Below are 26,450 nucleotides of genomic sequence, written 5' to 3' on the forward strand. Positions count from 1 at the left end.
GGAAAGAAATCGCAAATCTTGAAGTTCTGATTTAGGTAAGCAGTCTTTTTTAGTTTAATTTGCTACCAAAAATAAAGTAATAATGAATTCGTCATTTAAAATCCAGATTCAAACGTTACACCAAATAAAGGTGAAATTTTAATTAAAGATTCCGTTTGACTTTTTCAAATTAAACATATACAAATGAAAATTGCAGTTCTTTCAAGAAATTCAAATTTATATTCTACTAAAAGATTACTAGAAGCCATAGAGCAAAAGGGTCATGAAGCATTAAGGCTAGACCATATGCGTTGTGATATTATCATGGACGAAACAGGTCCTTCTATTTACTACCACGGTGAAAAATTAGATAAAATTGATGCTGTAATTCCTAGGATTGGAGCATCAGTAACTTTTTACGGAACTGCCGTTGTGCGTCAATTTGAAATGATGAAAACTTTTAGTGCTGTTGATTCTTTGGCGATTACTCGTTCGAGAGATAAGCTGCGAAGTTTGCAGATTTTGTCTCGTTCAGGATTAGCGATGCCACGAACAGCATTCACAAATAGTTCTGAAAATGCGGGCGATTATATTCTAGAGCATCTTGGAAAAGCGCCAGTCGTTTTGAAATTGTTGGAAGGCACGCAAGGATTAGGGGTCGTTTTGGCTGAAACCAGAAAAGCTGCTGTCTCTGTAATTGAAGCTTTTGAAGGCTTAAAGGCGCGTGTAATCATGCAAGAATTCATCAAAGAAGCTGGTGGGGCAGATATTCGTGTTTTCATAGTAGATGGAGAAGTGGTGGGAGCGATGAAGCGACAAGGAAAAGAAGGTGAATTCCGCTCTAATTTGCACAGAGGCGGTTCAGCAAATGTAATTAAATTAAGCAGAGCTGAAAAAGCAGCTGCATTAAAAGCAGCCAAATCAATGGGCTTAGCCATAGCTGGTGTCGATATGTTACAATCTTCTAGAGGGCCTTTAATTTTGGAAGTAAATTCTTCACCTGGTTTAGAAGGAATTGAAAAAGCAACAGGGATAGATATTGCCGCAAAAATAATTGAATATATAGAGAGAGGAAAAGATAAAAAACGTTTACCGAAAGATAATGTAAAAGCTTAAATTGCTTTTGTAGGTAGAGTGAGATTTTATTTTCTAATTGAAATCTTAAACTTCTACCTACTTACTTCTGTCTTTATTATTTTTTGCATAATTTAAGCCATCCTTCAATCCATAACCCAGCAAGAATGGCTATACTTTTTATTGATATTGAAACCGTTCCCCAAGCGGAGAAATACGCTGATTTAACTGAAAAAGAACAATCCCTTTGGAATCATAAAGCATCTTTTCTGACAAAAACTGATGAAACAGCGGAAGAGATTTATCAAAGAGCTGGTATTTATGCTGAATTTGGTAAAATTGTGGTGGTTTCATTAGGCTGGATGTTCGGAAATGAGGAAAATAGAAAACTCAGGGTGACTACCTTGGCCGATGAAAATGAATCAAAACTCCTAAGTGAACTCATTTCAATATTGCAAAAGGTAGAAGATACGAATTCAGTAATTTGTGGGCATAATATCAAAGAGTTTGATATTCCCTATATTTGTAGGCGCATATTGGTGAATGGCTTAAAACTTCCATCTGTATTGGACGTATCAACCATGAAGCCATGGCAGACGCCTTATCTCGACACTTTGGAAATGTGGAAGTTTGGAGACCGCAAGCATTATACAAAATTAGATTTACTGGCACATATATTTGATTTACCCACGAGTAAAGACGATATTGATGGGAGTCAGGTATATGAAGTCTATTATGAAGAAGGTGATTTAAGAAGAATTGCCGATTATTGTGAAAAAGATGTAGTGCTTACTTGTCAATTGTACCTCAAAATGAATGGTCAACCTATCTTGCAAGAAGAGCAAATCATTAAAGTTAAGGATGAATGATTTATTGATTTCTTCATACAAACTTAATCAACTCCTTTTCAAAACATATTAATTTTAAACATGAGTAAAAAAAGAAATAAAAAAGGCATAAAAAAGCCAAAAAGAATAATTAAAAGTATACCCGAGCTTAAACAAGAAGTTCAACAAATATTAGATTTTAACCTTGGAAAACCCTATACGGTCAGGAATATTGCCAAAGCAATTGGCAGCAACACGGCTGAAGCAAAACGCTTAATTGATAAAGTTTTGAACGAATTGCTAAACGAAGGTAAAATTGAAAAAGGTTCTCGTGCAAGTTTCGTTTCTACGAAGGAACCAGAATATATAATTGGAAAAGTTGACCATGTTAATCCAAGATTAGCCTATATTATCTCGGAGGATCGAGAAGAAGATATCATCATAAAATCGGATAAATTGAAAGGTGCTTTTCATCAAGATATAGTGAAAGTTATTATCACTAAGAAAAACAAAGATGGAAGGGAAGAAGGGAAAGTTCTGGAGATAATTGAACGAGCTAAAACTCAATTTGTCGGAAGAATTGACAAATCTGTTCGATATGCTTTCATGATTCCTGATAGTCGATATATCCATTCAGATTTCTTCATCAATAATGATAAGTTGGGTGGAGCAGAACATCAAGATAAAGTTATTGCAGAAATCACAAGCTGGGGAGATTTAGATAGAAAGCCCGAAGCCAAAGTGATTCGAGTTTTAGGAAAAGCAGGGGAGAACGAGGCTGAAATTCACTCCATCATGGCTGAATTTGAATTGCCAATGGAATTTCCTGAGGCGGTTATAAAGGAATCAGAGAAGATAAACGACCAATTACCTGATAAAGAAATTGCCAAAAGAAGGGATATGCGTGGTACCACCACCTTCACCATCGACCCTGAAGATGCAAAAGATTTTGATGATGCGATTTCTTTCAAAAAATTAGACAACGGTCATTATGAAATCGGAATACATATTGCGGATGTGACCTACTATGTTCAACCTGGTACTTTACTGGAGGAAGAAGCTTATCATAGAGCCACTTCCGTTTATCTGGTTGATAGAACAATCCCGATGTTACCTGAAAGGCTTTCAAATGGGCTATGCTCACTCAGACCGAACGAAGATAAATTTACTTTCTCAGCAGTTTTTGAACTGGATGATAACGGAACTATTTATAATGAATGGTTTGGTAGAACAGTAACACATTCCGATAGAAGATTTGCATATGAAGAAGCTCAGGCAGTTCTAGAAGCTGGAATTGGGGACCATGCAGAAGAACTTACCACACTCAATTCCATAGCGAAGAAACTTAAAGAAACTCGTTTTAAACATGGTGCAATAGCCTTCGAATCAGTTGAAGTAAAATTCAAACTGGATGAAAATGGTAAACCTTTAGGGGTTATTCCAAAAGTTCGACAGGATGCTCATAAGTTGGTGGAGGAATATATGTTATTGTCCAACAGAAAAGTGGCTGAATTTATTGCAACCAAGAAAAAAGGCGATCAAAAATTGACTTTTGTCTATCGACAGCACGATTATCCTGACCCGGAAAAATTGAGTACTTTCTCAATATTTGCTAAACGATTTGGTCATGATTTAGAGGTTGAAGAAAAAGCAGTAGCAAAATCTTTGAATGCTTTGATGAATGAAATAAATGGTAAACCAGAGCAAAATGTTTTGGAAAGCTTGGCAATTCGTTCAATGGCTAAAGCGAAATATACCACCAAAAGCTCATTCCACTTCGGATTGGCATTTCAATATTATACCCACTTTACTTCTCCAATCAGAAGGTATCCCGATGTGATGGTGCATAGACTATTGCAACATTATTTGGACCAAGGAAAATCAGCGAATGCAGAAGAATACGAATCTAAATGTTTGCATTCATCTGAAATGGAGAAAAGAGCTTCGGATGCGGAAAGAGCTTCTATCAAGTACAAGCAAGTTGAATACATGGCTTCCGTGGAAGATAAGGCATTTGATGGCTTGGTGACAGGTGTAACCGAATGGGGAATTTTTGTGGAAATCATAGAAACCAAATGCGAAGGCATGGTTCGTCTAGTCGATATGACAGATGATTACTATGAATTTGATGAGAAAAATTACAGAATTATTGGACAAAACAACAAGCGAATGATTACGTTAGGCGACCCCGTTATTGTTAGGGTAAAAGCAACTAATATCGATAAAAGAACAATTGACTTAGAGTTCTGTGAAAAGGAAGAAGCTTAAATTATAATCAAAGATAATCTTTTATTGGCAGCACTGAGAAATATTTGAGTCATTCAAATATTTCTTTTTGTTTTAATTCAATTCCATTTTCCTAATTTTGGAATCTCATTAATTTAGATATGAAAAAGAAAGTATTATTTATAGATAGAGACGGTACCATTATACAAGAACCGCCAACTGATTATCAAGTTGATTCATTAGAAAAATTAGAATTTTTGCCATTTGCCATTAGTGCACTTCAATTTATTGCACAAAATTCAGATTTTAAATTGGTGATGGTAACCAATCAGGATGGCTTAGGAACGGATTCATATCCTGAAGGTACTTTTTGGCCAGCACACAATAAAATGCTGAAGCAACTGGAAATTGAAGGGATTACATTTGCAGAACAACACATAGATAGAACCTTTGAGAAAGAGGGGAAGGATACCCGGAAGCCAGGGACAGCTATGCTAAAACAATATTTTTCTAATGAGTATGACTTAGCCAATAGTTATGTGATAGGTGACAGAAAAACGGATGTACAGTTAGCGAAAAACTTAGGAGCAAAGTCAATTTTCATAGGTGAAGAATTGCCTGAAGCAACTTTTACTTCCAAAGATTGGAGGGAAATTGCTCGTTATTTAGTAATGCCTTCAAGAATTGCTACCATTTTTAGAAAAACCAACGAAACAGCTATCAAAATCGATTTAAATTTAGACGGAAGCGGAAAAGCTGAGAATTCTACAGGTTTAAAGTTTTTTGACCATATGTTAGACCAGTTAGGTAAACATGGGGGACTGGATTTGTCTATCCAAGTGGACGGAGATTTGGAAGTGGACGAACACCACACAATTGAAGACACGGCTTTAGCCTTAGGGGAGGCTTTTAAGCATGCTTTAGGAAATAAGAAAGGTATTTACCGCTATGGATTTTTATTACCTATGGATGATGCCTTAGCTCAAGTCGCAATTGATTTTGGTGGCAGACCTTGGATTAATTGGAAAGCAGAATTTAAAAGAGAGATGGTAGGGGATATGCCCAGTGAAATGTTCTTCCATTTCTTCAAATCCTTTTCTGATGCTGCTCAATGTAATCTGGATATTCAGGTGACCGGAGATAATGAGCATCATAAAATTGAAGCTATTTTCAAAGGTTGGGCTCGAGCAATTAAAATGGCTGTAAGTCGCGATGAAAGTCGACTGAACGATTTGCCTTCGACTAAAGGGGCATTGTAAATAACTTAATAATTTAAAAGATTTAGTTTTAAGAATGGTTGGTGTGCCATCAACCATGGAAAAAGTCTGCTCCGGTCGGTGGCATACCGACCGGAATCAGTGTTTTATGAACAAGACAGAATTCTCCGAAATTTTTAACTACTATTTGTTTTGTACGTATAAGTTTTTTAAATTAGTGGTATAAAATTGAGTAGATTATGGACACTAAAGTAACTTTATCTTTTAACGAAGAAATTATTGGCAAAGCTAAGCAGTTTGCAGAGCAGAATAATATCAGTTTATCTCGTCTTACAGAGTTTCTTTTCAAACAAATTACATCAGGCGAATATAAATCTTTAGATGAATTACCAGTGGCAGATTGGGTTAATCAAGTGGCAGAAGGAAAAGCTGAATACCACACTAAAGCTCGCAAAAGAAAGGATATGAAAGCTGAATATTTTTCTTCCAAAAAATGAAAGTTTTTTTGGATGCCAATATCTTAGTGTCCGTTCTGAATAAAGAATACCCTCTTTTTAACCACAGTGCTAGAATCCTAAGTTTAGCTGGTCAATCTAATTTTCAATTTTATACTTCCCCCATTTGCCTCGCGATTGCTTTTCATTTTGCTTCAAAGAAAGTAAGTGAGGCTAAAGCCAAAGAGAAAATTTCTCTATTATGTCAGCACATTAAAATTGCTGATGCTGACCAAAAAGGAGTTGAGAAAGCATTAAAGAATAAGAAAATTTATGATTTAGAAGACGGATTTGAATATTATGCTGCAGAACGAGTTGGATGCAAAGTAATATTGACTGAAGATAAACAAGACTTCTATTTCAGCGAAATAGAAGTCTTGAATTCAAGTGAGTTTATTGCTCAGAAAGTTTAAGCTTATATGTTGTACTCTTGATAAATACTTCGAAATTTCTGGACCAAAAAATATTTGTTCGAAGCGAGCGGGAGGACAAAAAGGCGGGGAGGGTGCTGCATTGAAGCGTGGCAGCATCTTTTTGTCTTGATTTTTTCTTTCTTTTTGATCAAGCAAAAAGAAAAAGGAGGAACTGCAAAATATAATTTGAAATATAAATCTATAATTATATCCATAACCTTAGATTTCATAATAATGACTACTTTTTGATGTTATAAAAGAATCCTACTTGGCTTGAAAGAGATGTTTTAGAACTCTTTTGCCAAATTCCGCATCTTTTTTATTGAAAAGCACTGCATGAAAAACCTCTCCTTTTTGTTCAATTTTGGTAATCACAAATCGTGAATCGAAAATATTGTTGAATTTATCCATGATTTTGGCTTCCTGTCTTTCAGAGACACCCGTTAAAATGAAATTTGGATCATTTTGAAGTGCTTCAATTTTCTTTTTCAATGAAGTTTTAAATATCAATTCAGGATTGTTTCCCATTAAATCACCTTCATTATAATGAAGGTCATCCGTTATATAATTATTGGAAGCTACTATTTGGTAATCTTTATTGATGAAAATAACGCCCTCATAAACCTTTCCTAAAAGGCTATTCATCATATTAATTTGTAAATCTTTAAAGTTGATAGCTTTGTTTAATGATTTTTGGTTTCTTTCCATTTCTTCTTGAGTTGCTTGGAGTTCTTCCATGTTTTGTCGCATTTCTTCTTCCTGGGCTTGCATTTGCTCTGTCATTTCCTGTGATTGTTCTAAAAGCTTCTGCGTTTTTTCCTGCATTTTAATTGATTCGATTACACTACCCAATCTGTTAGCCAGTTCAGTTAGTAAATCCTGCTCGTGCTTTTCAAATTCTTGAAAGGATGCAATTTCCAAGACGCCCACTGTTTGCTGTTCGGTTTTAAGTGGTAAAATCATGATTGAGCGAGGAGGAGCGTCTCCTAATCCTGATGTGATGTTAATATAAGAAGAAGGAACTTCAGTCATATAAATCGCTTCTCCTTCCAACCAAGTTTGTCCTACTAAGCCTTCTCCTTTTTCAATTATTTTGTGGATATATTTCTTTTTATTAAAAGCATAGCAAGCTTTTAACTCCATAACAGGTTCTTTATTTTCATCATTTAAAATAAAGAAAGCACCTTGGTTGGCATTGATATATTTTACCGTCTCGCTAATGATTGAGTTAGCAAATTCACCTAAGTTGGTATTATTTCCTTTCATTAAGTCTGAAAAATGACTTAAGCCTTCAATATTCCAGCTTCTAATTTCATCTTGCTTTGCTTTCTGCTGTAATGATTCATTTTTATCCTTTATTAATTTTAAGTTTTCTTTCAAATTATCTAGCATTAGGCTGAAGTTTCGGTAGAGACTACCGATTTCATCTTTTCCTTCATGGTGGAGGTCTTTACTTGCATGACTGTCTCCAGACAAAACCTTCTTTACAATATTATCAAGTTTAATGATAGGTTTGGAAACGGTTTTTCTTAGGTAATAAACTAAGGCAAAAACGGTAAGTAATAATATTAAAAGTGTGAATCCAATTACAAAGGAAGCGGTTTGTCTCAAAGATTCATTTTGCTCATTAATTTTTTCATATAATGCAGATATCCTAGGCTCGGTTTCTTTTTTATTTCGATTAAGTTGTAAAAACTGGCCTGATTTCTCATTGAGTCCTATGACAATCTCAGTTTGCACAATTTTATCAAAATGGTTTTTATAAGCTTTTATATCCTCTATTGTTTTTGTTTTATAGGCAGCGGTCATATGTGGATATTCTTGAATATCAGCATATTTTACAAACTCAATAAATTCATCAGCTGTATTGTGTAGTTTATCAGTGTAGCTCAAATCCTTTCTTAATGCGAAATCTTTTTCATGTCTACGCAAACTAAAGGCAAATACTTTTTCTTCTGCTGATTCTCGTTTTTGTAAATCATGTGCATAGGTTCTCATTTCCCCTTCTAAACCATGGTCTTTAAATCCTCTGGTATAAAGTAGTTTCCTTAACTCATCAAACGATTTTTTATAGCTGTTAATGGAGATAAGAATTGAACTGAAATCGCTAGCTAATTCCTTTTTATTAACGAATTCAGATTTCGTTTTTTGTGCTAATGATTCTTCAACTTTTTCAACTTCATTAAAGAATTGTTCTGTAAACTTACTTTGACCATCTTCTAAAAAGTCAATTTCCTTCCATCCGAAAATAAGAAAATCCTGTTCAATCTTTTGAGCATTATCAAAGCGCATCATGGTTTCGGCTACATCTGATTTTACTTGCTGATATTCATCTACTTGGCTCCATAAATAGCCAACAACTAATCCACCGACTAGCATCATGAAAAGCAATAAGGAAAAAGAAAGAATAAATTTTTTTCGGATAGCAAGGTCTCTTATCTTCATGTTCTATAATTTTTTACGAAGATAGGAGGGAGAAAATGAAAGGCTGTTAAGAATAAAAAAAAGGTTTATTACGCTTTAATTATCTTAATAGGTAAAATTTATTGATAATTTAATCTACTATAGATAATACAATTTTATATTGCATTGTTTATTTAATAAACTCCACTTCCCAGCATAACAAGCGTACAAGCATATTCTGTTTCTATCCCTTTTTCATTGGCCAACTTTACCAATTCTGAATTTTCTGTCCCAGGGTTGAAAATGATTCTTTTGGGATTGAGGCTAAGTAGATAATCGTAATACTCAGGTTGATGTCTGGCACCTAAATAAAGTGTAATGGTATCTACATTTTCCACTTTTGGAGATTCTGTAATGTCTAGTATTTCTTCACCAAAAACCTCACCCTTTTTAATTCCTACTGGCACAATTTCATGGCCGGAATTGGTTAATCTGTCTGCTGCGAAATAAGCATATCTTGAAGGATTAGTAGTAGCGCCTATAATTACTGTTTTTTTGCTCATAATTTGATTTTATAAAGTTCTACCGCTTTTTCCGCGCATCGTTCACCGTCCATGGCAGCTGAAACTATTCCTCCAGCATAGCCTGCACCTTCTCCGCACGGAAAAAGTCTTTTGGTTTCTGTATGCTCTAACGATTCTTTATCCCTAGGGATTCGAACAGGGGAGGAGGTTCGACTTTCAACTCCAACAATAACTGCATCATTTGTAAAATAATTAGGCATTTTTTTGCCAAATGCTTTAAAAGCAGTTTTTAGTCTTTCAGCAATGAATGGAGGTAATACTTCATCCATTTGGGCAGAATGCAAGCCAGGTTGGTAGGAAGTGTCAGGTAAATCTTTACTTAATTTACCTTGAGTAAAATCAATTAATCGTTGAGCTGGGGCAGTTTGAGTGTTTCCTGCAATTTTGCATGCATTTTTTTCTATGGATTTTTGTAATTCCAAGCCTTTCAAAGGTCCAAATTCTTCAAATTCCTGCATGTCTTCCAATTCTATGGCTGCTACTATTCCAGAATTGGCAAAGCGCGAATCTCTTCTGGATGGGCTCATTCCATTTACTACAATTTCCCCGCTTTCCGTAGCAGCAGGAACTATAAAGCCACCAGGGCACATGCAAAAGGAAAAAACACCTCTTTGTTTGTCTTTGAAGTATGTTTGATGCACTAAAGCATAAGAAGAGGCCGGTAAATATGGCCCTCTATCTTCGCATTTATATTGTATTTGGTCAATTACTTTTTGTGGATGTTCAACTCTCACGCCCAAAGCAAATGGCTTGGCCTCAATCAGAATTTTACTTTCATTTAGTAAGTAAAATATGTCCCTTGCCGAGTGACCAGTTGCCAAAATGAAAGCATCTGATTTAAATTCCTTTCCATTTGTTGTGGAAACTGATTTAAGCTCATAATTTTCAACTTTAAAGCCTGTTACTTTTGTGTCGAAATGCACTACACCCCCATGGGTTAAAATATTTTCGCGGATGTCCTGGATGATTTTAGGCAATTTGTTCGTTCCAATATGCGGATGAGCATCAATCATGATATCTTCCTTAGCACCGTGAGCAACTAGGATTTCTAGAATACGATAAATATCCCCTCTTTTCTTTGATCGGGTATAAAGTTTGCCATCTGAATACGTTCCTGCACCACCTTCTCCAAAGCAATAATTGCTTTCTGAATTGACGATATGCTTTTTGTTAATGTCGGCTAAATCTCTTCTTCGAGCCCTGACATCTTTTCCTCTTTCTAAAATAATGGGTTTCCAGCCTAATTCTATCAATCGCAAAGCAGCAAATAGACCTGCGGGACCTGCACCAATTATAACTGCCGATTGACTGGCATTATGTACATTGGGTAAATCTTCGATTTTATAGTTTATCCTTTCAGGTAGTGGTTCCTTATCTGCAATATCTACTTTAATGCGTACTTTAACCTCTTTTGACCGAGCATCAATGGAGCGTTTGGCAATTCTGAAATTTTGGGAAGATTTTAATCCCAGTTTCTTTTGGATGACTGCCAAAACTTCTTCTTCGTTGAAAGCCTCTTCAGGCTTTAAAACTACTTCTTTTTCTATCATATATTTTAATAAGCAATATCTATGGATTTAAAGTTTTTACATTCTTTAATTTAAAAACATATCCAAAGGAAAGTCCTACAATAGGTTGAACCTGAAAAGGTTGGTCAATCAATTCATCAAATATTTCATTTCTTTGCCCTTCGTTTTTCACTTCACCGTAGAAATAATAATTGAAATTGATGCCTAAATTGATATCAAAAGTAAAACCATTATCATTTAGATTTTGTAAGATTCTACTTCCAACTAAAAGCCCATAGCGGATGCCTTGGGCATTCACTTCGGCAGAAACAGCATCAGGTTTCGTATTGTCTTCATAATATTTAAATCGGTCTACATTGGTGTAGGAAACGGAGTGTCCGAAATATGGCATGCCAAACTTTGTGTCTTTATGATAAAATCGTTGACGAAAGCTGAAACCGAAGCCTTCGAAAAAGCTGTCTCCAGCTCTTAGATTTAAAGAACTTGCAAAGAAAGGATTTCTAAAAGTATGATAAAGCAGTTCATATCCGATTCTTTGTTGAATGTTGTATTCTAAGGCTACCTGTAAGTCTCCGAACAGCATATTGAAAGGATTTACTTGTAGAATTAGGGTAGGGAAGTCATTATTTCTTGATTTGAAGTAAGAACTTCCTCTTGATTTATAGCGGTAATCAGGCTTGGTATATTGAGGGCTATCTTCCGAAAAATCATTGTTATCTTGAGCAGTTCTCAAGAGCGGCTCATAATCTTCGTAGATTGGTTTATAATAACCTGCTAATTGCCCATTGTCATCGTAGAGTTCCCAAGTCCCCACTTTCACGCCATCTTCAATATTGCCTTTCATTTTTCTATCTCCATTGAGATAGTAACCTGTATATTCTCCCTTACCATTTTGGAATTCAGCTTCTCCTTCTTTTTCACCCGATTCATAATAATATTCCCACTTGCCTTCGCTTTTACCATCTACTACCGAACCTTTTAATTTTAATTTACCACTTTCATAAAATTCTTTGTATTCACCACTTCCTGCATCATAAACTCCTTCGCCTTTTAAACTCCCATCCTCAAAATAGAGCTTCCAATAACCCTCTTTTTTTCCTTCTCTTTCAGCTCCTTCTGCGCTTACTTGTCCATTAGGATGAAAATAGACCCATTTGCCATGTCTTAAATTATCTAAATAATTCCCTTCTCCTAATACAGTTCCATCTTCATAAAAGTAAACCCATTTACCATGTTTAGCCCCTTCTTTATATTGACCTTTTGATTTTAAAATGCCTGATACATAGTAATTTTTCCAAAGGCTGTCACTTTTTTCCTCTTTTATAAATCCTTCTGATTTTAAATTTCCATTTGAATAAAATTCTTTATAAACACCATCTCCATTTCTGTAAATAGCCTTGGCTTTCAAATTCCCATTTTCCGAATAATAAGTCCAAAGACCATCTTTAACATCATTTTCATATTCACCTTCACTTTTCAATATCCCTGTTTCATAGTAATATCTCCATTGCCCCTGACGCATGCCATCATATATCTTTCCTTCCATTCGGAGTTCACCATTTTCGAAATAGTAGGACCAAAAACCATGATTTGAATTGTTCTTGAGCTGGCCTTGCATTTTTAGTTTCCCACTTTCATAATAGTATTTCCACTGGCCATAGGTTTCATTATTAATGTATTGTCCTGTACTCTTCAGCTCACCAGAAATATAATAGGATTCATAATTGCCATAAAGAATACTTGGGTCTAAATCTTTTACAAAATAGCTTTCTTTCAAATGTTCTCTTTCATCATCATAATAGACTTTTACTTCTTTGCTTTGCGCAAAAAGTAAAGTAGGTAAGATTATCCATATAATGCTTAATACAGATTTCATTTTATTCTTCTGCTAAAATTTCTTTTAGGACCCAACCTTTGCCCCATTCTTCTTTTTCCTGTTCTGACCATAATTCTGGGAAGAATATACGTTTTTGAAATCTAGGGGGCAAATATTGTTGCCAGTTTGTTCCGCCTGTGGCAGGAGCATCTTTGTTTTTCTGTTGCAAATATCTAACGGCAGATTTATAATGAACCAAGGGCCAAAAAATATTTACATTTAAATCAAAATTCCTTAAAGCTTCTAATAATTCCTTATTGTTTCGGGAATCTTCATCAAGTTCTAAATACTTCTGATATATATTTTTTTGCTCAAAACGTTTTATCCAATTGATAAATTCATTTTTGTATTTTTTTTCAAATTGCTCTAAGGTCAATGTTTTTTGACCTGTTTCAATTTCTGTGGCCCCTTGTTTCCAATAGATATGCTCATATTTTTCTTCTATTGTAGCATTTTTGCAATCATTTTTCTTCTCTTTTCTTACCAATTGAATAAGAGGTGTGGAGGCAAATTCTATCAGCCTGTATTGCGCAGATTGAAAACCACTGGCAGGTAAAAGTGCCATTCTAAACCGTTGGAATTGCTCCTTTTCCATCCCTTCCACCATGATGTCGAAGGAATGAGTTAAGGTCTCGAAATATCGGTTCATTCGATTTAACCTTCTAATGAAAAAATTGACATCCAGTTTTTCATTCCAGCCTAAATCCTCACCGTTTTCACCTATTATTTGTCCGTTATTTGCAATCTGCTCCATTTCATTCAGGCACATTTTAAAATAAAGCTCTGTGATTTGATGATACATGATGAAGATTTCTTCATCAGGGAAGTCGGTCTTAGGCTTTTGTAATGTCAATAGAGTATCTATATTGATATAATCCCAGTAGGTGGTGAAATTGGATAAAAGTAATCCATCCAGATAGGAAGATAAATCTTGTCCCATGGATTGGTACTTTAGATTCAACTTTTCCAGATTCTCATTGATTTGTTCTTTTTTCATAGGTTAAAAAATATAGTTCTCCGCAATTTTCACCTTTTTTGAAGGTTTCTTGAAAATACTTTTAAATTTGTACTATTCATTTAAGCTTACAAAGCTACAAAAAATATAAACGACTAATATTTATGAAGGGAGCATAAAGGTTCGCAACCGAATTTATATTTAATCACATATGAGATATTTGTCTCATACCTGCCTATTTCGGGCAGGTTAAGTAAACTTTTAAAAATTATATAGATATGAATAATAAATCAACCGACCAATTTGAATCACCTGATTTTTACGCTTTAGACGGGTTACTTACTGAAGAGCACAAACTTATCAGACAGTCCATTAGGGATTTTGTAAAAAAGGAAATCAGTCCGAATATTGAAGATTGGGCACAGAATGCTCATTTTCCTTATGAAATCGTAAAGAAATTTGGAGATGTAGGAGCTTTTGGTCCTACTATTCCACAAGAATATGGAGGCGGAGGTTTAGATTATATTTCTTACGGTCTCATCATGCAAGAAATTGAAAGAGGTGACTCTGGAATGAGGTCAACTGCTTCAGTTCAAGGTTCTTTGGTGATGTATCCAATTTATGCCTTTGGGAATGAAGCACAACGCAAAAAGTTTTTGCCTAAATTAGCGTCTGGGGAATGGTTGGGCAGCTTCGGCCTAACAGAACCCGACCACGGTTCCAATCCAGGAGGCATGACTACTAACTTCAAAGATAAAGGCGACCATTATTTATTAAATGGTGCTAAAATGTGGATTTCTAATTCTCCAAAATGCGATGTGGCAGTTGTTTGGGCAAAAGACGAATCTGGTAGAATCCATGGATTGATAGTGGAAAGAGGAATGGAAGGATTCACTACTCCTGAAACACACGGAAAATGGTCATTGAGAGCCAGTACTACAGGTGAATTGGTGTTTGACAATGTGAAAGTTCCTAAGGAAAATTTATTGGAAGGGAAATCAGGTTTAGGTGCACCTATGAAATGCTTGGATTCTGCAAGATTTGGTATTGCATGGGGAGCTATTGGTGCGGCTATGGATTGCTATGATTCTGCTAGAAGATATTCACTTGAGCGTCATCAATTTGGAAAACCAATTGCATCTTTTCAGTTGACACAGAAGAAGTTATCTGAAATGTTGACTGAAATCACCAAGTCTCAATTATTGAACTACAGACTTGCACAATTGATGAATGAAGGCAAGGCTACCACACCTCAAATATCTTTGGCAAAACGTAATGCAGTGGAAGTTGCATTGGATATTGCTAGGGAAGCCAGACAGATTCATGGGGGCATGGGAATCACAGGAGACTACCCTATGATGCGCCATATGGCAAACCTGGAGTCTGTTCTAACGTATGAGGGAACACATGATATCCATTTATTAATATTAGGTAAGGAAATTACTGGAATTCCAGCATTTGAATAATTTTTTAATTTAAACAGAGAAGATTAATGGCAAAATACGATGAATTTAAGAATTCTTCTAAAGAGAAAATAAACGAGTTGAAATCAGACTTTGAGGTTTTAAAGGCGGAAGCAAGAAATGCTCAAACCGATAGAAAAGAGGAGATTTCAGAAAATCTAGAGAAACTTGAGAAACTTCAAAATGAATTAGAGCAAAAATACGCAAGAGTGGAGAATTTTGGTGGAATTGCCGCAGAAGAACTAAGCAATGCTTTTTTCTCGTCTACTGAAGCTTTTAAAGATATTATTAAGCAAACAAAAGATAAATTGAAATAAAAAAGCCGAGTTTTAACTCGGCTTTTTTATTTCTTATCGGACATTACTGATAATTTATTTTTAACTTCATAAAAAAACCAATCTTATGAAGAAATTACTATCAACCTACCTACTACTTTTTATATTTTATATAGGATCTGCTCAAGAATTTAATAAATCTAAGGCAGATAGCTTGCTTCAATCCATTGAGGAAAATAATGAGGGCATGGGCTCGGTAACTATTTTAAAAGATGGAAAAGTTATTTATGAAAATGCCTATGGATTTGCTGATATTAATGATGGAAAAAAGAACAATATCAATACACTATTCAGAATTGGTTCAATCTCTAAAACTTATACCGCAACGCTTGTCATGCTTGCAGTTGAAGAGGGTCTAATTAGTTTAGATGATAAACTTTCCAAGTATTATCCAGATTTTGATAAGGCGGACGAAATCACTATAAGTCAATTATTACAACATAGAAGCGGAATTTACAATTTCACCAATTCGCCTTTATATGCACAATACATGACCAAGTCAAAGTCAAAAGCTGAAATGCTGGAAATTATGTTATCGACTGAAAACAGGTTTGAGCCTAACGAAAAATTCGAATATTCTAATACGGGCTATGCATTGCTTTCATATATATTGGAAGATGTTTATGGTCTTAAATACGCTGAAATTTTAAAGAAGAAAATCACCGAACCTTTAGAACTTCAAAATACATATTTTGGTCAACCAATCAATCAAAATGCTAATGAAGCATCATCTTATTTTAAAACGGCTGAATGGCAAATTTCACCAGAAACTAATATCATGATACCAATGGGGGCAGGTGGCATTACAGCAACTTCAATGGATGTGGCATTATTTTTTGAAGCTTTATTTTCTGGACAAATTCTAAAAGAATCATCATTTTCTAAAATGAAGAAAATGAAAGATGGATTTGGATACGGACTTCTTGAAATGCCATATGATAATGAGATGATTTTGGGTCACACAGGAGGTATTGATGGTTTTCAATCTATAGCAGTACATTTTGAATCAGAAAACTTAACGCTTGCACTTTTATGTAATGCAGTAAGTTACAGTCGAAATGATATTTTATTAAGGTTATTGTTCACTTATTTTGATAAAGACTTTGAAATACCTGATTTTGAGCCAGATGTAGTGTTTACTTATGAAGATGTAGTAGGGTTTAAAGGAATATATAGTGCAGATAATTTTCCTTTAAAAATAACCATCTCTGTAAGTGATAATAATCAGCTAATGGCCCAAGCCACTGGTCAGTCCGCATTTCCGCTTACGCCCGTTGATAAATATAATTTTAAATTTGACCCTGCTGGCATCAAAATAATTTTTGATGATGAAAATCCTCAGCTTACCTTAGAGCAAGCTGGTCGGAAATTTAAATTGGATAAAGAGGAAGATAATATAGATGATTGATTTTTTTAATTCATTAGGTATTCAACAGCCCTTCGTAAGATTAAGCTTATTTACAATTTTTTCTATTTTCGTTGGAATTGCAATTCGGTATACATTTTTCAAGTCCCTTTTAATTCTTAATAAAAAGGATGATAGAGAGACGGTGAAACTATTGTCCAACCGCTTCAATGGGAGTATATTTCTTTTCATACCTATGTTAATAATGCATAGCTTAATACCAAGCTTTGAATTAAGTGTAAGTTTAACAAAGTGGCTTTTACTAATTTCAGAATCATTAATAATTCTTTCATTTACAATTATTGCAGTTCGATTAGTTTATTTTTCGCAGGATGTTGTGAATAATAAATTTAAGGTTGACATGCCTGATAACTTGAAGGAAAGACAAGTTTTAACTCAAGTAACGTTTATTCGAAAAATTGTGGTTTTCCTCATCGTTATGATTGGTTTAAGCCTTTTTCTCTTACAATTTGATGGTGTTAGGAAGTATGGAGCCACTTTTCTCACTTCTGCTGGTGTGGCAGGTATCATTATAGGCTTAGCAGCGCAGAAAACTATAGGAAATCTGTTAGCCGGAGTTCAAATTGCTTTTACGCAACCCATTAAAATAGGTGATGCTGTTTTGGTAGAAAAGGAGTGGGGATGGATAGAGGAAATAAATTTGACTTATGTGGTGGTTCGAATTTGGGATCAAAGAAGATTGGTTTTGCCTATCACTTATTTTACAGAGCAAACTTTTCAGAACTGGACTAGAAATTCTGCGGATATCATAGGGAGTGTTTTTTTATATACAGATTATACTATTCCAATTGATGATTTAAGAAAAGAATTTGAGTCCATTTTAGCAGTTACTGATTTATGGAATAAAAACGTACAAGTTTTGCAAGTGACTGATAGCACTGAAAAAGCAATGCAAATTAGAATGTTAATGTCTGCAAAAGATTCACCTACTGCTTGGGATTTAAGATGTTTAGTAAGGGAAAAAATGTTGGTGTTTATACAAAAACAATATCCTGATGGGCTACCAAAAACAAGGTTGGAAATGAATCAATCTTCTGAACCTAATGATTGATTTAACCAGTATAGCGTTTTTTGATTTTCAATGCTATAAATAGCATTTCTGATATTGTATTTTTCTCTGCCTGTAAGCCTCCAGTTCAAAGAAGCTCTTTCTTCAATATGTTTCATTTTATCTATGCTATCATCAGAAAAAGCAACTCCAGCATCATAGGTTAACATTGCATGACTTAAATCTCCTTGAAACCACTCTGTGGCATACTCTATCAGCAAATCATTTCTTGTGTCTTGAACATTTGACCAATTATTGTAAATATTGCTCAAAGGTGTTGACAGTTTTTCCAAAATAGAGAGGTTTTGTTTATGCTCTATAATAGCTGCTTTTTTTGAATCTCGAATTGTTAAAATAATAACTCCAGAGGTGTTTTCTGCTATCCAATCTTTGAAGTTATATAAAAATAGAACCGCATCGCTCACTCCAAAATTATCAGCTAGACCTGCATCCATAATTTCAAGACTTGGTTCGCTAGGAAGGTTTACATTTGGCGTAATATACGGGAAAGAGGCGCTCATTCTTAGCGCTGTTAAAAAGCTTAAATTTTCAGCATCTTGATTTTCAAACATTCTTAAAAAATCAATACTTCTATTGGCCATAAGCGTATTTAAAGAGTCATCTTTTATGGATTTGTTAGACATGTAAGAACTGCTATTGGGTGTGATGTAAAGTTTTCTACCATCATTTACACTGGTAGGAGCCAGAAATAACATGGGGATTTCAGCCTTCAATTCTGCTTCTTTGTATTGACTCAGATGCTTATCAAGAACCCCGTCTAAATTTTTATTTAGCTTTTGTTCAAATGCATAGCCTCTATCTTTCGGATAACTATACCCACCATATTCAAAGGATTGGTACCTAATAAAGATGTCATTAGTGAGCAAACTAAAAATTATTGGATTTAAAGCTTCCTTGCCGATGTTTGAAAGAAATTCAGGATTATAGACGTCAATATTTTTATTCTTTTGATGCATATATTTTAGCTCTCTAAAATAGGCAGCACCAATTAATCCCCCTGAAGCTCCAGAAATGCTAACAGTATGCTTAAAGAGATTGCCTTTTGTCAGACTATCCGCTTTTTGCAGTGCATGCATAGTCCAGTAAGCAGCTCTTTGTCCACCACCACTAGCTGTTAGTAATATCATTTTTGGTTTTTCATCAAATTGGGCTCTCCAATTTTCGAGTATTGTTAAAGTGGTAGCTCTATCCTCTTGTATAATTTTTTCGTTTGTTAGTTCATCGATAGAATTTTGATTGTAATTAACCGGTTCTGTATTATAATTAAGGCCATGCGCGTAATGTGTTTTACTCAAAAAATCAAGAGTAGTAAGATAATTGATTAGGAAAAAGATAGCTATAGCACCAGTTATCGCCCAAGACCTAAACCAGAAAGTTAAAGCTCCAATAGCCATCAAAATAATACTTACGAAAAGAATTGCACTCGCTGCTGCAGGGATTTGAAAATAGGGATAATCTCTGAATGCTCCTAAGATTAGGATAATACCGAAAATAAATAGTTCAGCAATTACTGTATTTAAATGGTTTTGGTCAAAAATACCTGTTACAACATTAAATACTTTCTGATTGCTATTATGATTGACTTTTATCCATCTAAACTTCAAATCAAAATAACCTATTACATCGTTTTGCTGCCTTTTTAAGTCCTGATGATATTTTACAGCTGCAATCCTTCCGATTTTAAGTTTTTTAATTCTTTTCTCAACTCTTTCTGCTAAAACTTCTCTTAAATCTTTATTGGTAAACCAAAAGTAGAGTTGTAAGATGAAAATTGAAACAAATAAACCTAATGGTAAGGCAGAAGCCAAAATACAAGCTTTACTAAAACTCATAAATTCATAAACCATTTGGTAATTAACGATTTGAATAAGATAGTTAATCAGAAAGGCTAATGGAATAATGGAATTGTTTAAAGAGAACTTAGAGAATGGTTTTTTGATAATACCTATAAAATGAAATTTATAACCATCCAAAATATATGTGGCAATATTAAATGCTACAATTAAACCGCCTAATGCCAGCCCAACTATAAAATAACTTTGAAAACTAACTTCATTTAAATACTCAGGAGATAAGAATAAGTAGGGGATCCCCAATCCTTTACCAAAGCCTCCATTAATAATGGAAAATAATAGTACCCAGCAAAGTAATAAAAGTTGATTCTTCTTGAAATGATTTAATATCAATTGAATCGGAAATGAATACACGATTGATTTGAAAAGTTTTGTCATAAAAACCTCATTCCCTTTTGCTTATAAATCTTCAAACAAGAAGTTGTTAATAGCATATTTTACTAAGCCTGCTAATGTTTTTGAACCTGTTTTCTCCATCAGGTTTCTTTTATGAGCTTCTACAGTTCTAATGCTTATAAATAATTTGTCAGCAATTTCCTGGTTGCTTAATTCATCAATTATTAGTCTTAAAACTTCTTTTTCTCTTTTTGAAATTGCTATAACATCAGAATCTTGCTTCTTTTTGCTCATAAAGTCCATAATTGCTTTAGTGGCTTCTTGAGCATAGTACGTCTCCCCAGCATAAACAGCCTTTACGGCATCTACGATATCTTTTTCTCTAGCATTTTTTAATAAATACCCAGAAGCACCAGCTTGTAGCATTTGTTTAACGTATTGGCTGTCTTTAATCATAGTCAGGGCTATGATTTTTATAGTGGGAAATTTTTTATTTACTTCAGTAGCAAGCTCAACACCATTCATTTCTGGCATACTGATGTCAGTTAGCATTATATCTACTGCTTCAGGATTTTTCTCTAGAAAAATTAAAGCCTGTTTTCCATCACTTGCTTCACCTGCAATGGAAATGTCATCGCCTTGTTTTTCAAGATAAAATCTAATTCCATCTCTGATCAATCGGTGGTCATCTACTAACAAAACCTTTATCATTTCGAAATATAATAATAACTTTATACAACTGTAAAAAATAAACGATGGAAGATAGCAAAAATAAAAAGCCTAAAGTATTTTATCTTGATGATGATGAAATCAATCTTGCAGTTCTTGAGGCTAATTTAGAGGAATATTATGAAATTTTAGGTTTCAGTGACCCCAAAAAATCAATAGAATATCTTCAAAATAATGAGGTTGATGTCATATTGACTGACCAGATAATGCCATTGATGGATGGTATAGATTTTTTACAGGCAATTGAAGACATTCAGCCAAAAGTAGCGAGGATTCTTTTAACAGGTGTTGTGAATCAGAATGTAATGCTTCAGGCTATTAATAAAGTAAATATTTATCGATTTCATGAAAAATCAGACAAGTATGATGGTCTAAAATTTGACATCGACAATGCTTATCAAATGGTAAAGGCATTACGTGAAAAAGATTATTATTTTAAGGAGTTACAAGAAACTTCTGAAAAATTAAGAATTATTGCTGATAATGTTCCGGCACAAATAATTCATACTGATTTGGACGGCAATATACTCGAAATTAATCAGGATAGCAGTGCACTGAAAATGACTAGCGTTGGTGCAAATATTTCAAATTTCCTTCCAGAAGATGAATTAAAAAAGTTTCTTCATACGATGGCTTTAGTAAGTGAAACCAAAAAAAACCATAATATTATTACTCGAGCCTTCAATTTTTATGAAAATTTTCAATGGTTTTCTACTGTAATTGGGTCACTTCATTCCAAAGAACAGCAAAGTGGATTTTTGATGGTGAGTCAGGATATAACGGATAGGGTAAATCATGAAGAGAAAATAATGTCTGCAGTAATTGAAGCAGAGGATAGACAGAAAAGTAAAATCGCAAGAGATATTCATGATGGCTTACAACAGACTTTAACTATTTCGCTTATGAATTTTGAATCCTTAGATGAAAATTCTATTCAAATTTCAGAAAAGGAATTACAAAAATTTCGCAATGGAGTAAAATTTTTGCGTAAGGGTTTACAAGAAACAAGGAGCATTGCTTATGAATTAATTCCAAAATCGGTAGAGGATTTTGGCTTTATAGAAACGGTGAAAGAATTGATATTTGAACTTAATAGTTCAGTTGATTCTACTGAATTCAATTTTTACACTAACCTGACTCAAAGAATTGAAGATTTAAATATTGAATACAACCTTTTTAGAATAACGCAAGAATCTTTAAATAACATTATTAAATATGCGGAAGCCACAGAAGTGTTCGTCCAATTAACCTATCACGATAATATTTTGCAGCTCACAATCGAGGATAATGGAAAGGGCTTTGATGTTGATGAGAAATTAAATTCTGATCGCAGCTTTGGGTTATTTAATATGAATAAGAGAACGGAGAGTCTTTCAGGAAAAATGACTATTGAATCGAAAGATGGTACTTTGATTTTTGTTGAAATTCCATTGAAGAAGAAGACTAAAACCTATGATTTTAGATCCAAATAATTCGCTTATGTAACATTATTTATCCTAAAGGGTTATATATTATGTACTTTTTTAACTTAAATAATCTTATATGGATACTAAAAATGCATTAAAACAAAAACTTGTTTCTCAATATGAAGAGTGGAAAGCCGACTTCAAGAAATTGAAAGCTGAAACCAAAGGTGCTTACGCTGAGGGTCAGTTAGAAGGAAGCCAGGAAGCTAAAGATTTGGAATCAAAAATGGATGAGGTAAAAGGCTTCATTGATAAAGTAGAAAATGCAAATGAAGATGACATAGAAAATTTAAAATCTAAAGTGGAAAATCAAATAGATGGACTTAAAAATGCTTTTCAAAAACTGAAAAATAAGTTCAAGTAAAATATTTACATTAAATAATTGATAAAAAAAATAGCCATTGGAATCATTTAAACGGCTATTTTTTCGATTTAAAGAGTTCTATTTAACCTCTGATACTTTGAGCATATTGGTTCTATTTCTTTCTTTGATAGGCATGCTAGCCATCAAAATAATAATATCACCTGTTTGCACGTGATTATCCCTTTTTAAAGTATTTTCAATATCTTCAAAAGTTTTGTCGGTGCTTTCATAATTTTCATAAATATAGCCTCTTACACCCCAAACTAAATTAATCGTTTCCAGTAAATCATGGTTAGGAGTAAAAATGAATATTCCAGCTTTTGGTCGGTGGCTTGCTAATCTATAAGCCGTGTAACCCGATTTTGTCATTCCAACAATAGCTTTTGCATTCGTTTCTTCTGCAAGCTTGCAGGCAGTTTGAACCAAATTATCACTGTAAAAAGTATCAGATTCTCTAGACACATGTTCATATTTGTGGTATATGGCATCGTGTTTTTCAATACTAGTGATAGTGTTAGACATACTTAATACTGACTCAACTGGATATTGGCCAGCGGCAGATTCCGCAGAAAGCATCACTGCATCGGCTCCATCTAAAATGGCATTCGCCACATCATTGGTTTCTGCTCTTGTAGGACGTGGGTTTTCAATCATGCTTTCCATCATTTGGGTAGCTACAATTACAGGCTTGCAAGCTTCATTGCATTTTCTAATTATCAGTTTCTGAGCTAAAGGAACATCTTCCATAGGAATTTCCACTCCTAAATCACCACGTGCTACCATTATAGCATCTGCAGCGGCAATAATATTATCGATATCCTTTAAAGCTTCTGGTTTTTCAATTTTAGCTACTACTTTGCAATCTTTGCCGTTATATTTTATTCTGTTTTTCAAGTCTAAAACATCTGCTGCAGAGCGTACGAAAGATAATGCAATCCAATCCACCTCATTTTTCAAACCGAATTTTAAATCTTCTAAATCTTTCTCTGTTAAGCTAGGAGCTGAAACTTTAGTGTTAGGAAGATTAATTCCTTTTTTAGATTTTAATTCTCCTCCATATATAATTTTAGTTTTGACTTCCGTTTTATCAGATGAAATTACTTCTAATTGAATATTTCCATCATCAATCAAAATGATGTCTCCTTTTTTAACATCGGAAGGTAAGCCTTGGTAAGTAGTAGAAACTTTTTTTGCATCCCCGATCATTTCCGTGGTGGTAATTGTCAATTCTTGACCTTCCTTAATTTCAACACCTCCATCTTTTATTTCACCACATCTGATTTTAGGTCCTTGTAAATCTTGCAAAATGCTAATATTTGTTCCCCATTCTTTATTGATTTCTTCAATATATTGTAATGTTTGCTGGTGGATTTTATGATCCCCATGCGAGAAGTTGAGTCTAAAAACATCTGCACCTGCTGTTACCAATTTTTTTAGCATTTCTTTCGTGTTGGATGCTGGTCCAACAGTTGCTACAATTTTTGATTTGTTGAATTTGATGTTTTCTTTTTTCATTTCTGTGATTTTTGATTTTTGTAAGTCGTGACTTCCTCTCTTTCTTTTGAGTTTACTGATAAGGATTTTTCCGACAATTTTTTAGGTCATTAAATTTACCACCGATTTTAAACGATTGGCGTCTAAAATTTGAACCAAAATTACATTTTTTATTTTACTTAGTGTATTTTTTACATTAAGTATTTCTAATTCTTCCGTATCATCTTGAATTAGAAGGAAATAGTCGATATTTTTCATCTCAGGAATTAGAAATGCTTGTTGAGAATCGCTATCAAATAATTTGTTTTTAAGTAATTTTATAGAAATGTTACTCGTTAAATGTTGAAAGCAAGAGGTATTAAGAAATTGTCCTTTTTTTAATTCTATTAAATGGTCTTTTACTCTTTTTAACGAAAAATGTGTTTGCTGATTGATATGCCATGCCATTTGAAAATCAACCATAGAAGAAGAGATAGCTAATAATTGAAAATCCACTTTGAATGTATCTTGCCAGAGTTGTTTATTCATATAAGTTTTATGGTTTAAAATTTGTAAGCTTTTTATGCTATTCTCGAACTAAATCACAGGTCATTTTGGTCGAATTCAAAAAGTTTAATCTATTACTTAATTTGGATTATTAGGGATTCTAAAATTTATGTTCAAAACATTGGTTTAAGTTATAAATATTTCAATTTATTCTAAAACTTGTAGGGTAAAGTTACCCTGTAAACCAAAATACTTGAACGAAAGGAAAAAAATAGTTTGACATTAATGAGGGAAATACATTTCTTTGCGGAGTATTTAAAACTAAAATTCTAAAATAATGTCTGAAATAGCACAGAAAGTAAAGGCAATTATCATTGACAAACTAGGAGTAGAGGAGTCAGAAGTGACTGCAGAAGCAAGCTTCACCAATGATTTGGGAGCAGATTCTCTAGACACAGTTGAATTGATTATGGAGTTCGAAAAGGAATTCAATATTTCTATTCCAGATGATCAAGCTGAAAATATTGGTACTGTAGGACAGGCCATTTCCTACTTAGAAGAAAACGTAAAATAATTTAATAGCTCAAAATTCATTTATGAATTTAAAAAGGGTAGTTGTAACGGGACTGGGTGCATTAACACCTATTGGAAATTCTGTCGAAGAATATTGGGAGAACTTAGCTTTGGGCACAAGTGGAGCCGGTCCCATTACTAAATTTGACGCGTCCAAATTCAAAACTCAATTTGCTTGTGAAATAAAAAATTTCCAAGCAGAGGATTATCTTGATCGTAAAGAAGCAAGAAAAATGGATCCGTTCACTCAGTATGGTATGATTACCGCTGAGCAAGCAATTCAAGATTCTAAGCTCGATTTATCTAAAATTGATTTAGATCGAGCTGGGGTAATTTGGGGGTCAGGAATTGGAGGTATAAAAACATTTCAAGACGAGGTAGATAATTTCGTGACTAACGATAGAAATCCTCGATTTAATCCATTTTTCATTCCTAAGATGATTTCTGACATATGTGCAGGATTAATTTCCATTAAATATGGATTCAGAGGGCCTAACTTTGTAACAGTTTCGGCTTGCGCTTCTGCCACAAATGCTTTGATTGATGCCTATAATTATATTCGTTTGGGTAAAGCTGATGTATTTATTTCTGGCGGTTCTGAGGCTTCAGTAACAGAATCTGGAATAGGAGGATTTAATGCTATGAAAGCTTTATCTGAAAGAAATGACGATCCGAAAACTGCTTCTAGACCTTTCGACAAAGAAAGAGATGGGTTTGTATTAGGTGAAGGTGGAGCGGCATTAATTCTCGAAGAATACGAACATGCTGTTGCAAGAGGTGCTAAAATCTATTGTGAAGTGATAGGTGGAGGAATGTCTGCTGATGCGCATCATATGACTGCACCACATCCTGAAGGATTAGGTGCTACTAATGTGATGAAATATGCATTGGAAGATGCTCAAATTGAAGCTTCAGAGGTGGATTATATTAATGTTCATGGAACTTCAACCCCACTAGGTGATTTAAGTGAGTCAAGAGCAATCAAAAAAATATTTGGTGAACATGCTTATAATTTAAATATAAGTTCTACAAAATCGATGACAGGTCACCTATTAGGAGCTGCTGGTGCAATTGAGGCTTTAGCTTGTATTTTTGCGCTAGAGAAACAAATGGTTCCTCCAACGATTAACCATTTCACAGATGATGAGGAATTCGATTCTAAATTGAATTTCACTTTTAATAAAGCACAGCAAAGAAAAGTGAAAACAGTATTAAGTAACACCTTCGGTTTTGGTGGGCATAATACATCGATTATATTAAGAAAGTTAGATTAATTTCC

General features: G+C 34.1%; 23 protein-coding genes. 14 read left to right on the forward strand and 9 right to left on the reverse strand.

What is annotated here, in order from left to right; translation table 11 throughout:
* Positions 1 to 183 precede the first annotated feature (183 nt).
* From rimK to VFM92_RS07255, 6 genes are all read left to right on the forward strand, one after another.
* Positions 184 to 1,095, forward strand: a complete 912-nt coding sequence (gene rimK / locus VFM92_RS07230; RefSeq protein WP_325121529.1) for a 30S ribosomal protein S6--L-glutamate ligase — start codon at positions 184 to 186, stop codon at positions 1,093 to 1,095.
* A gap of 83 nt (positions 1,096 to 1,178) precedes the next feature.
* On the forward strand, positions 1,179 to 1,922 hold the full coding sequence (locus tag VFM92_RS07235; RefSeq protein WP_325121530.1) for a 3'-5' exonuclease: 744 nt from the start codon (positions 1,179 to 1,181) through the stop codon (positions 1,920 to 1,922).
* Between the two features lie 60 nt (positions 1,923 to 1,982).
* Positions 1,983 to 4,148, forward strand: a complete 2,166-nt coding sequence (gene rnr / locus VFM92_RS07240) for a ribonuclease R (protein WP_325121531.1) — start codon at positions 1,983 to 1,985, stop codon at positions 4,146 to 4,148.
* A gap of 119 nt (positions 4,149 to 4,267) precedes the next feature.
* Positions 4,268 to 5,365: a bifunctional histidinol-phosphatase/imidazoleglycerol-phosphate dehydratase HisB gene (hisB, locus tag VFM92_RS07245; RefSeq protein WP_325121532.1), complete on the forward strand. Its 1,098-nt coding sequence runs from the start codon at positions 4,268 to 4,270 to the stop codon at positions 5,363 to 5,365.
* Between the two features lie 197 nt (positions 5,366 to 5,562).
* Positions 5,563 to 5,820 (forward strand): DUF6364 family protein, encoded by a 258-nt coding sequence (locus tag VFM92_RS07250; RefSeq protein WP_325121533.1) that lies wholly within the window; start codon positions 5,563 to 5,565, stop codon positions 5,818 to 5,820.
* The gene (locus VFM92_RS07255) at positions 5,817 to 6,230 is read left to right on the forward strand and encodes a PIN domain-containing protein (RefSeq protein WP_325121534.1); all 414 of its coding nucleotides are present in this window, start codon (positions 5,817 to 5,819) and stop codon (positions 6,228 to 6,230) included. Before VFM92_RS07250 ends, VFM92_RS07255 begins: the two co-directional genes overlap by 4 nt.
* Before the next feature lie 264 nt (positions 6,231 to 6,494).
* On the opposite strand, the gene VFM92_RS07260 is transcribed toward VFM92_RS07255, so the two are convergent.
* The 5 genes from VFM92_RS07260 to VFM92_RS07280 form a co-directional block, all read right to left on the reverse strand.
* Positions 6,495 to 8,675 (reverse strand): GAF domain-containing protein, encoded by a 2,181-nt coding sequence (locus VFM92_RS07260; RefSeq protein ID WP_325121535.1) that lies wholly within the window; start codon positions 8,673 to 8,675, stop codon positions 6,495 to 6,497.
* Between the two features lie 152 nt (positions 8,676 to 8,827).
* On the reverse strand, positions 8,828 to 9,196 hold the full coding sequence (locus VFM92_RS07265; protein ID WP_325121536.1) for a CoA-binding protein: 369 nt from the start codon (positions 9,194 to 9,196) through the stop codon (positions 8,828 to 8,830).
* On the reverse strand, positions 9,193 to 10,767 hold the full coding sequence (locus VFM92_RS07270; protein ID WP_325121537.1) for an NAD(P)/FAD-dependent oxidoreductase: 1,575 nt from the start codon (positions 10,765 to 10,767) through the stop codon (positions 9,193 to 9,195). The genes VFM92_RS07265 and VFM92_RS07270 overlap by 4 nt, the downstream gene beginning before the upstream one ends.
* A 19-nt stretch (positions 10,768 to 10,786) precedes the next feature.
* Positions 10,787 to 12,622: a toxin-antitoxin system YwqK family antitoxin gene (locus VFM92_RS07275; protein ID WP_325121538.1), complete on the reverse strand. Its 1,836-nt coding sequence runs from the start codon at positions 12,620 to 12,622 to the stop codon at positions 10,787 to 10,789.
* Between the two features lies 1 nt (position 12,623).
* Positions 12,624 to 13,619: a tryptophan 2,3-dioxygenase family protein gene (locus tag VFM92_RS07280; RefSeq protein WP_325121539.1), complete on the reverse strand. Its 996-nt coding sequence runs from the start codon at positions 13,617 to 13,619 to the stop codon at positions 12,624 to 12,626.
* Positions 13,620 to 13,855: 236 nt separating this feature from the next.
* Here VFM92_RS07280 and VFM92_RS07285 point away from each other — a divergent pair, with 236 nt between their 5' ends.
* The 4 genes from VFM92_RS07285 to VFM92_RS07300 all read left to right on the forward strand — a co-directional run bounded on the left by VFM92_RS07285 (position 13,856) and on the right by VFM92_RS07300 (position 17,852).
* Complete coding sequence (locus VFM92_RS07285; protein WP_325121540.1) at positions 13,856 to 15,043, forward strand: acyl-CoA dehydrogenase family protein; 1,188 nt, start codon at positions 13,856 to 13,858, stop codon at positions 15,041 to 15,043.
* Between the two features lie 26 nt (positions 15,044 to 15,069).
* Positions 15,070 to 15,357 (forward strand): hypothetical protein, encoded by a 288-nt coding sequence (locus VFM92_RS07290; protein ID WP_325121541.1) that lies wholly within the window; start codon positions 15,070 to 15,072, stop codon positions 15,355 to 15,357.
* Between the two features lie 85 nt (positions 15,358 to 15,442).
* Positions 15,443 to 16,783: a serine hydrolase domain-containing protein gene (locus tag VFM92_RS07295; RefSeq protein WP_325121542.1), complete on the forward strand. Its 1,341-nt coding sequence runs from the start codon at positions 15,443 to 15,445 to the stop codon at positions 16,781 to 16,783.
* Positions 16,784 to 16,985: 202 nt separating this feature from the next.
* Positions 16,986 to 17,852, forward strand: a complete 867-nt coding sequence (locus VFM92_RS07300) for a mechanosensitive ion channel family protein (protein WP_325121543.1) — start codon at positions 16,986 to 16,988, stop codon at positions 17,850 to 17,852.
* Here the strand turns inward: VFM92_RS07300 and VFM92_RS07305 are convergent.
* Together VFM92_RS07305 and VFM92_RS07310 are read right to left on the reverse strand one after the other, a co-directional pair.
* Positions 17,828 to 20,101 (reverse strand): patatin-like phospholipase family protein, encoded by a 2,274-nt coding sequence (locus VFM92_RS07305; protein WP_325121544.1) that lies wholly within the window; start codon positions 20,099 to 20,101, stop codon positions 17,828 to 17,830. The genes VFM92_RS07300 and VFM92_RS07305 overlap by 25 nt on opposite strands.
* A gap of 21 nt (positions 20,102 to 20,122) precedes the next feature.
* Positions 20,123 to 20,770, reverse strand: a complete 648-nt coding sequence (locus VFM92_RS07310) for a response regulator transcription factor (RefSeq protein ID WP_325121545.1) — start codon at positions 20,768 to 20,770, stop codon at positions 20,123 to 20,125.
* 44 nt (positions 20,771 to 20,814) lie between these two features.
* Between VFM92_RS07310 and VFM92_RS07315 the strand changes: the two genes are divergently transcribed.
* Together VFM92_RS07315 and VFM92_RS07320 are read left to right on the forward strand one after the other, a co-directional pair.
* Positions 20,815 to 22,260 (forward strand): response regulator, encoded by a 1,446-nt coding sequence (locus tag VFM92_RS07315; RefSeq protein WP_325121546.1) that lies wholly within the window; start codon positions 20,815 to 20,817, stop codon positions 22,258 to 22,260.
* Positions 22,261 to 22,330: 70 nt separating this feature from the next.
* Positions 22,331 to 22,618: a hypothetical protein gene (locus VFM92_RS07320; RefSeq protein ID WP_325121547.1), complete on the forward strand. Its 288-nt coding sequence runs from the start codon at positions 22,331 to 22,333 to the stop codon at positions 22,616 to 22,618.
* A 78-nt stretch (positions 22,619 to 22,696) separates the two neighbouring features.
* Here the strand turns inward: VFM92_RS07320 and pyk are convergent, their stop codons facing one another.
* On the reverse strand, positions 22,697 to 24,133 hold the full coding sequence (pyk, locus tag VFM92_RS07325) for a pyruvate kinase (RefSeq protein WP_325121548.1): 1,437 nt from the start codon (positions 24,131 to 24,133) through the stop codon (positions 22,697 to 22,699).
* Between the two features lie 81 nt (positions 24,134 to 24,214).
* Entirely contained in the window at positions 24,215 to 24,640 is a 426-nt protein-coding gene (locus tag VFM92_RS07330) for an IPExxxVDY family protein (RefSeq protein ID WP_325121549.1), read from the reverse strand.
* Positions 24,641 to 24,935: 295 nt separating this feature from the next.
* Here VFM92_RS07330 and VFM92_RS07335 point away from each other — a divergent pair, with 295 nt between their 5' ends.
* The gene (locus tag VFM92_RS07335) at positions 24,936 to 25,172 is read left to right on the forward strand and encodes an acyl carrier protein (protein ID WP_013453317.1); all 237 of its coding nucleotides are present in this window, start codon (positions 24,936 to 24,938) and stop codon (positions 25,170 to 25,172) included.
* Positions 25,173 to 25,194: 22 nt separating this feature from the next.
* On the forward strand, positions 25,195 to 26,445 hold the full coding sequence (gene fabF, locus VFM92_RS07340; RefSeq protein ID WP_325121550.1) for a beta-ketoacyl-ACP synthase II: 1,251 nt from the start codon (positions 25,195 to 25,197) through the stop codon (positions 26,443 to 26,445).
* The last annotated feature ends 5 nt before the right edge of the window (positions 26,446 to 26,450 follow it).

Origin of the sequence: Marivirga sp. (assembly GCF_035704835.1) — a bacterium.
Lineage (GTDB): Bacteria > Bacteroidota > Bacteroidia > Cytophagales > Cyclobacteriaceae > Marivirga.

Coding starts and splice junctions, on each gene's coding strand:
- rimK (WP_325121529.1), top strand. CDS start 184: ATGAAAATTGCAGTTCTTTCAAGAAATTCAAATTTATATTCTACTAAA.
- rnr (WP_325121531.1), top strand. CDS start 1,983: ATGAGTAAAAAAAGAAATAAAAAAGGCATAAAAAAGCCAAAAAGAATA.
- hisB (WP_325121532.1), top strand. CDS start 4,268: ATGAAAAAGAAAGTATTATTTATAGATAGAGACGGTACCATTATACAA.
- VFM92_RS07250 (WP_325121533.1), top strand. CDS start 5,563: ATGGACACTAAAGTAACTTTATCTTTTAACGAAGAAATTATTGGCAAA.
- VFM92_RS07255 (WP_325121534.1), top strand. CDS start 5,817: ATGAAAGTTTTTTTGGATGCCAATATCTTAGTGTCCGTTCTGAATAAA.
- VFM92_RS07260 (WP_325121535.1), bottom strand. CDS start 8,675: ATGAAGATAAGAGACCTTGCTATCCGAAAAAAATTTATTCTTTCTTTT.
- VFM92_RS07265 (WP_325121536.1), bottom strand. CDS start 9,196: ATGAGCAAAAAAACAGTAATTATAGGCGCTACTACTAATCCTTCAAGA.
- VFM92_RS07270 (WP_325121537.1), bottom strand. CDS start 10,767: ATGATAGAAAAAGAAGTAGTTTTAAAGCCTGAAGAGGCTTTCAACGAA.
- VFM92_RS07275 (WP_325121538.1), bottom strand. CDS start 12,622: ATGAAATCTGTATTAAGCATTATATGGATAATCTTACCTACTTTACTT.
- VFM92_RS07280 (WP_325121539.1), bottom strand. CDS start 13,619: ATGAAAAAAGAACAAATCAATGAGAATCTGGAAAAGTTGAATCTAAAG.
- VFM92_RS07285 (WP_325121540.1), top strand. CDS start 13,856: ATGAATAATAAATCAACCGACCAATTTGAATCACCTGATTTTTACGCT.
- VFM92_RS07290 (WP_325121541.1), top strand. CDS start 15,070: ATGGCAAAATACGATGAATTTAAGAATTCTTCTAAAGAGAAAATAAAC.
- VFM92_RS07295 (WP_325121542.1), top strand. CDS start 15,443: ATGAAGAAATTACTATCAACCTACCTACTACTTTTTATATTTTATATA.
- VFM92_RS07300 (WP_325121543.1), top strand. CDS start 16,986: ATGCATAGCTTAATACCAAGCTTTGAATTAAGTGTAAGTTTAACAAAG.
- VFM92_RS07305 (WP_325121544.1), bottom strand. CDS start 20,101: ATGACAAAACTTTTCAAATCAATCGTGTATTCATTTCCGATTCAATTG.
- VFM92_RS07310 (WP_325121545.1), bottom strand. CDS start 20,770: ATGATAAAGGTTTTGTTAGTAGATGACCACCGATTGATCAGAGATGGA.
- VFM92_RS07315 (WP_325121546.1), top strand. CDS start 20,815: ATGGAAGATAGCAAAAATAAAAAGCCTAAAGTATTTTATCTTGATGAT.
- VFM92_RS07320 (WP_325121547.1), top strand. CDS start 22,331: ATGGATACTAAAAATGCATTAAAACAAAAACTTGTTTCTCAATATGAA.
- pyk (WP_325121548.1), bottom strand. CDS start 24,133: ATGAAAAAAGAAAACATCAAATTCAACAAATCAAAAATTGTAGCAACT.
- VFM92_RS07330 (WP_325121549.1), bottom strand. CDS start 24,640: ATGAATAAACAACTCTGGCAAGATACATTCAAAGTGGATTTTCAATTA.
- VFM92_RS07335 (WP_013453317.1), top strand. CDS start 24,936: ATGTCTGAAATAGCACAGAAAGTAAAGGCAATTATCATTGACAAACTA.
- fabF (WP_325121550.1), top strand. CDS start 25,195: ATGAATTTAAAAAGGGTAGTTGTAACGGGACTGGGTGCATTAACACCT.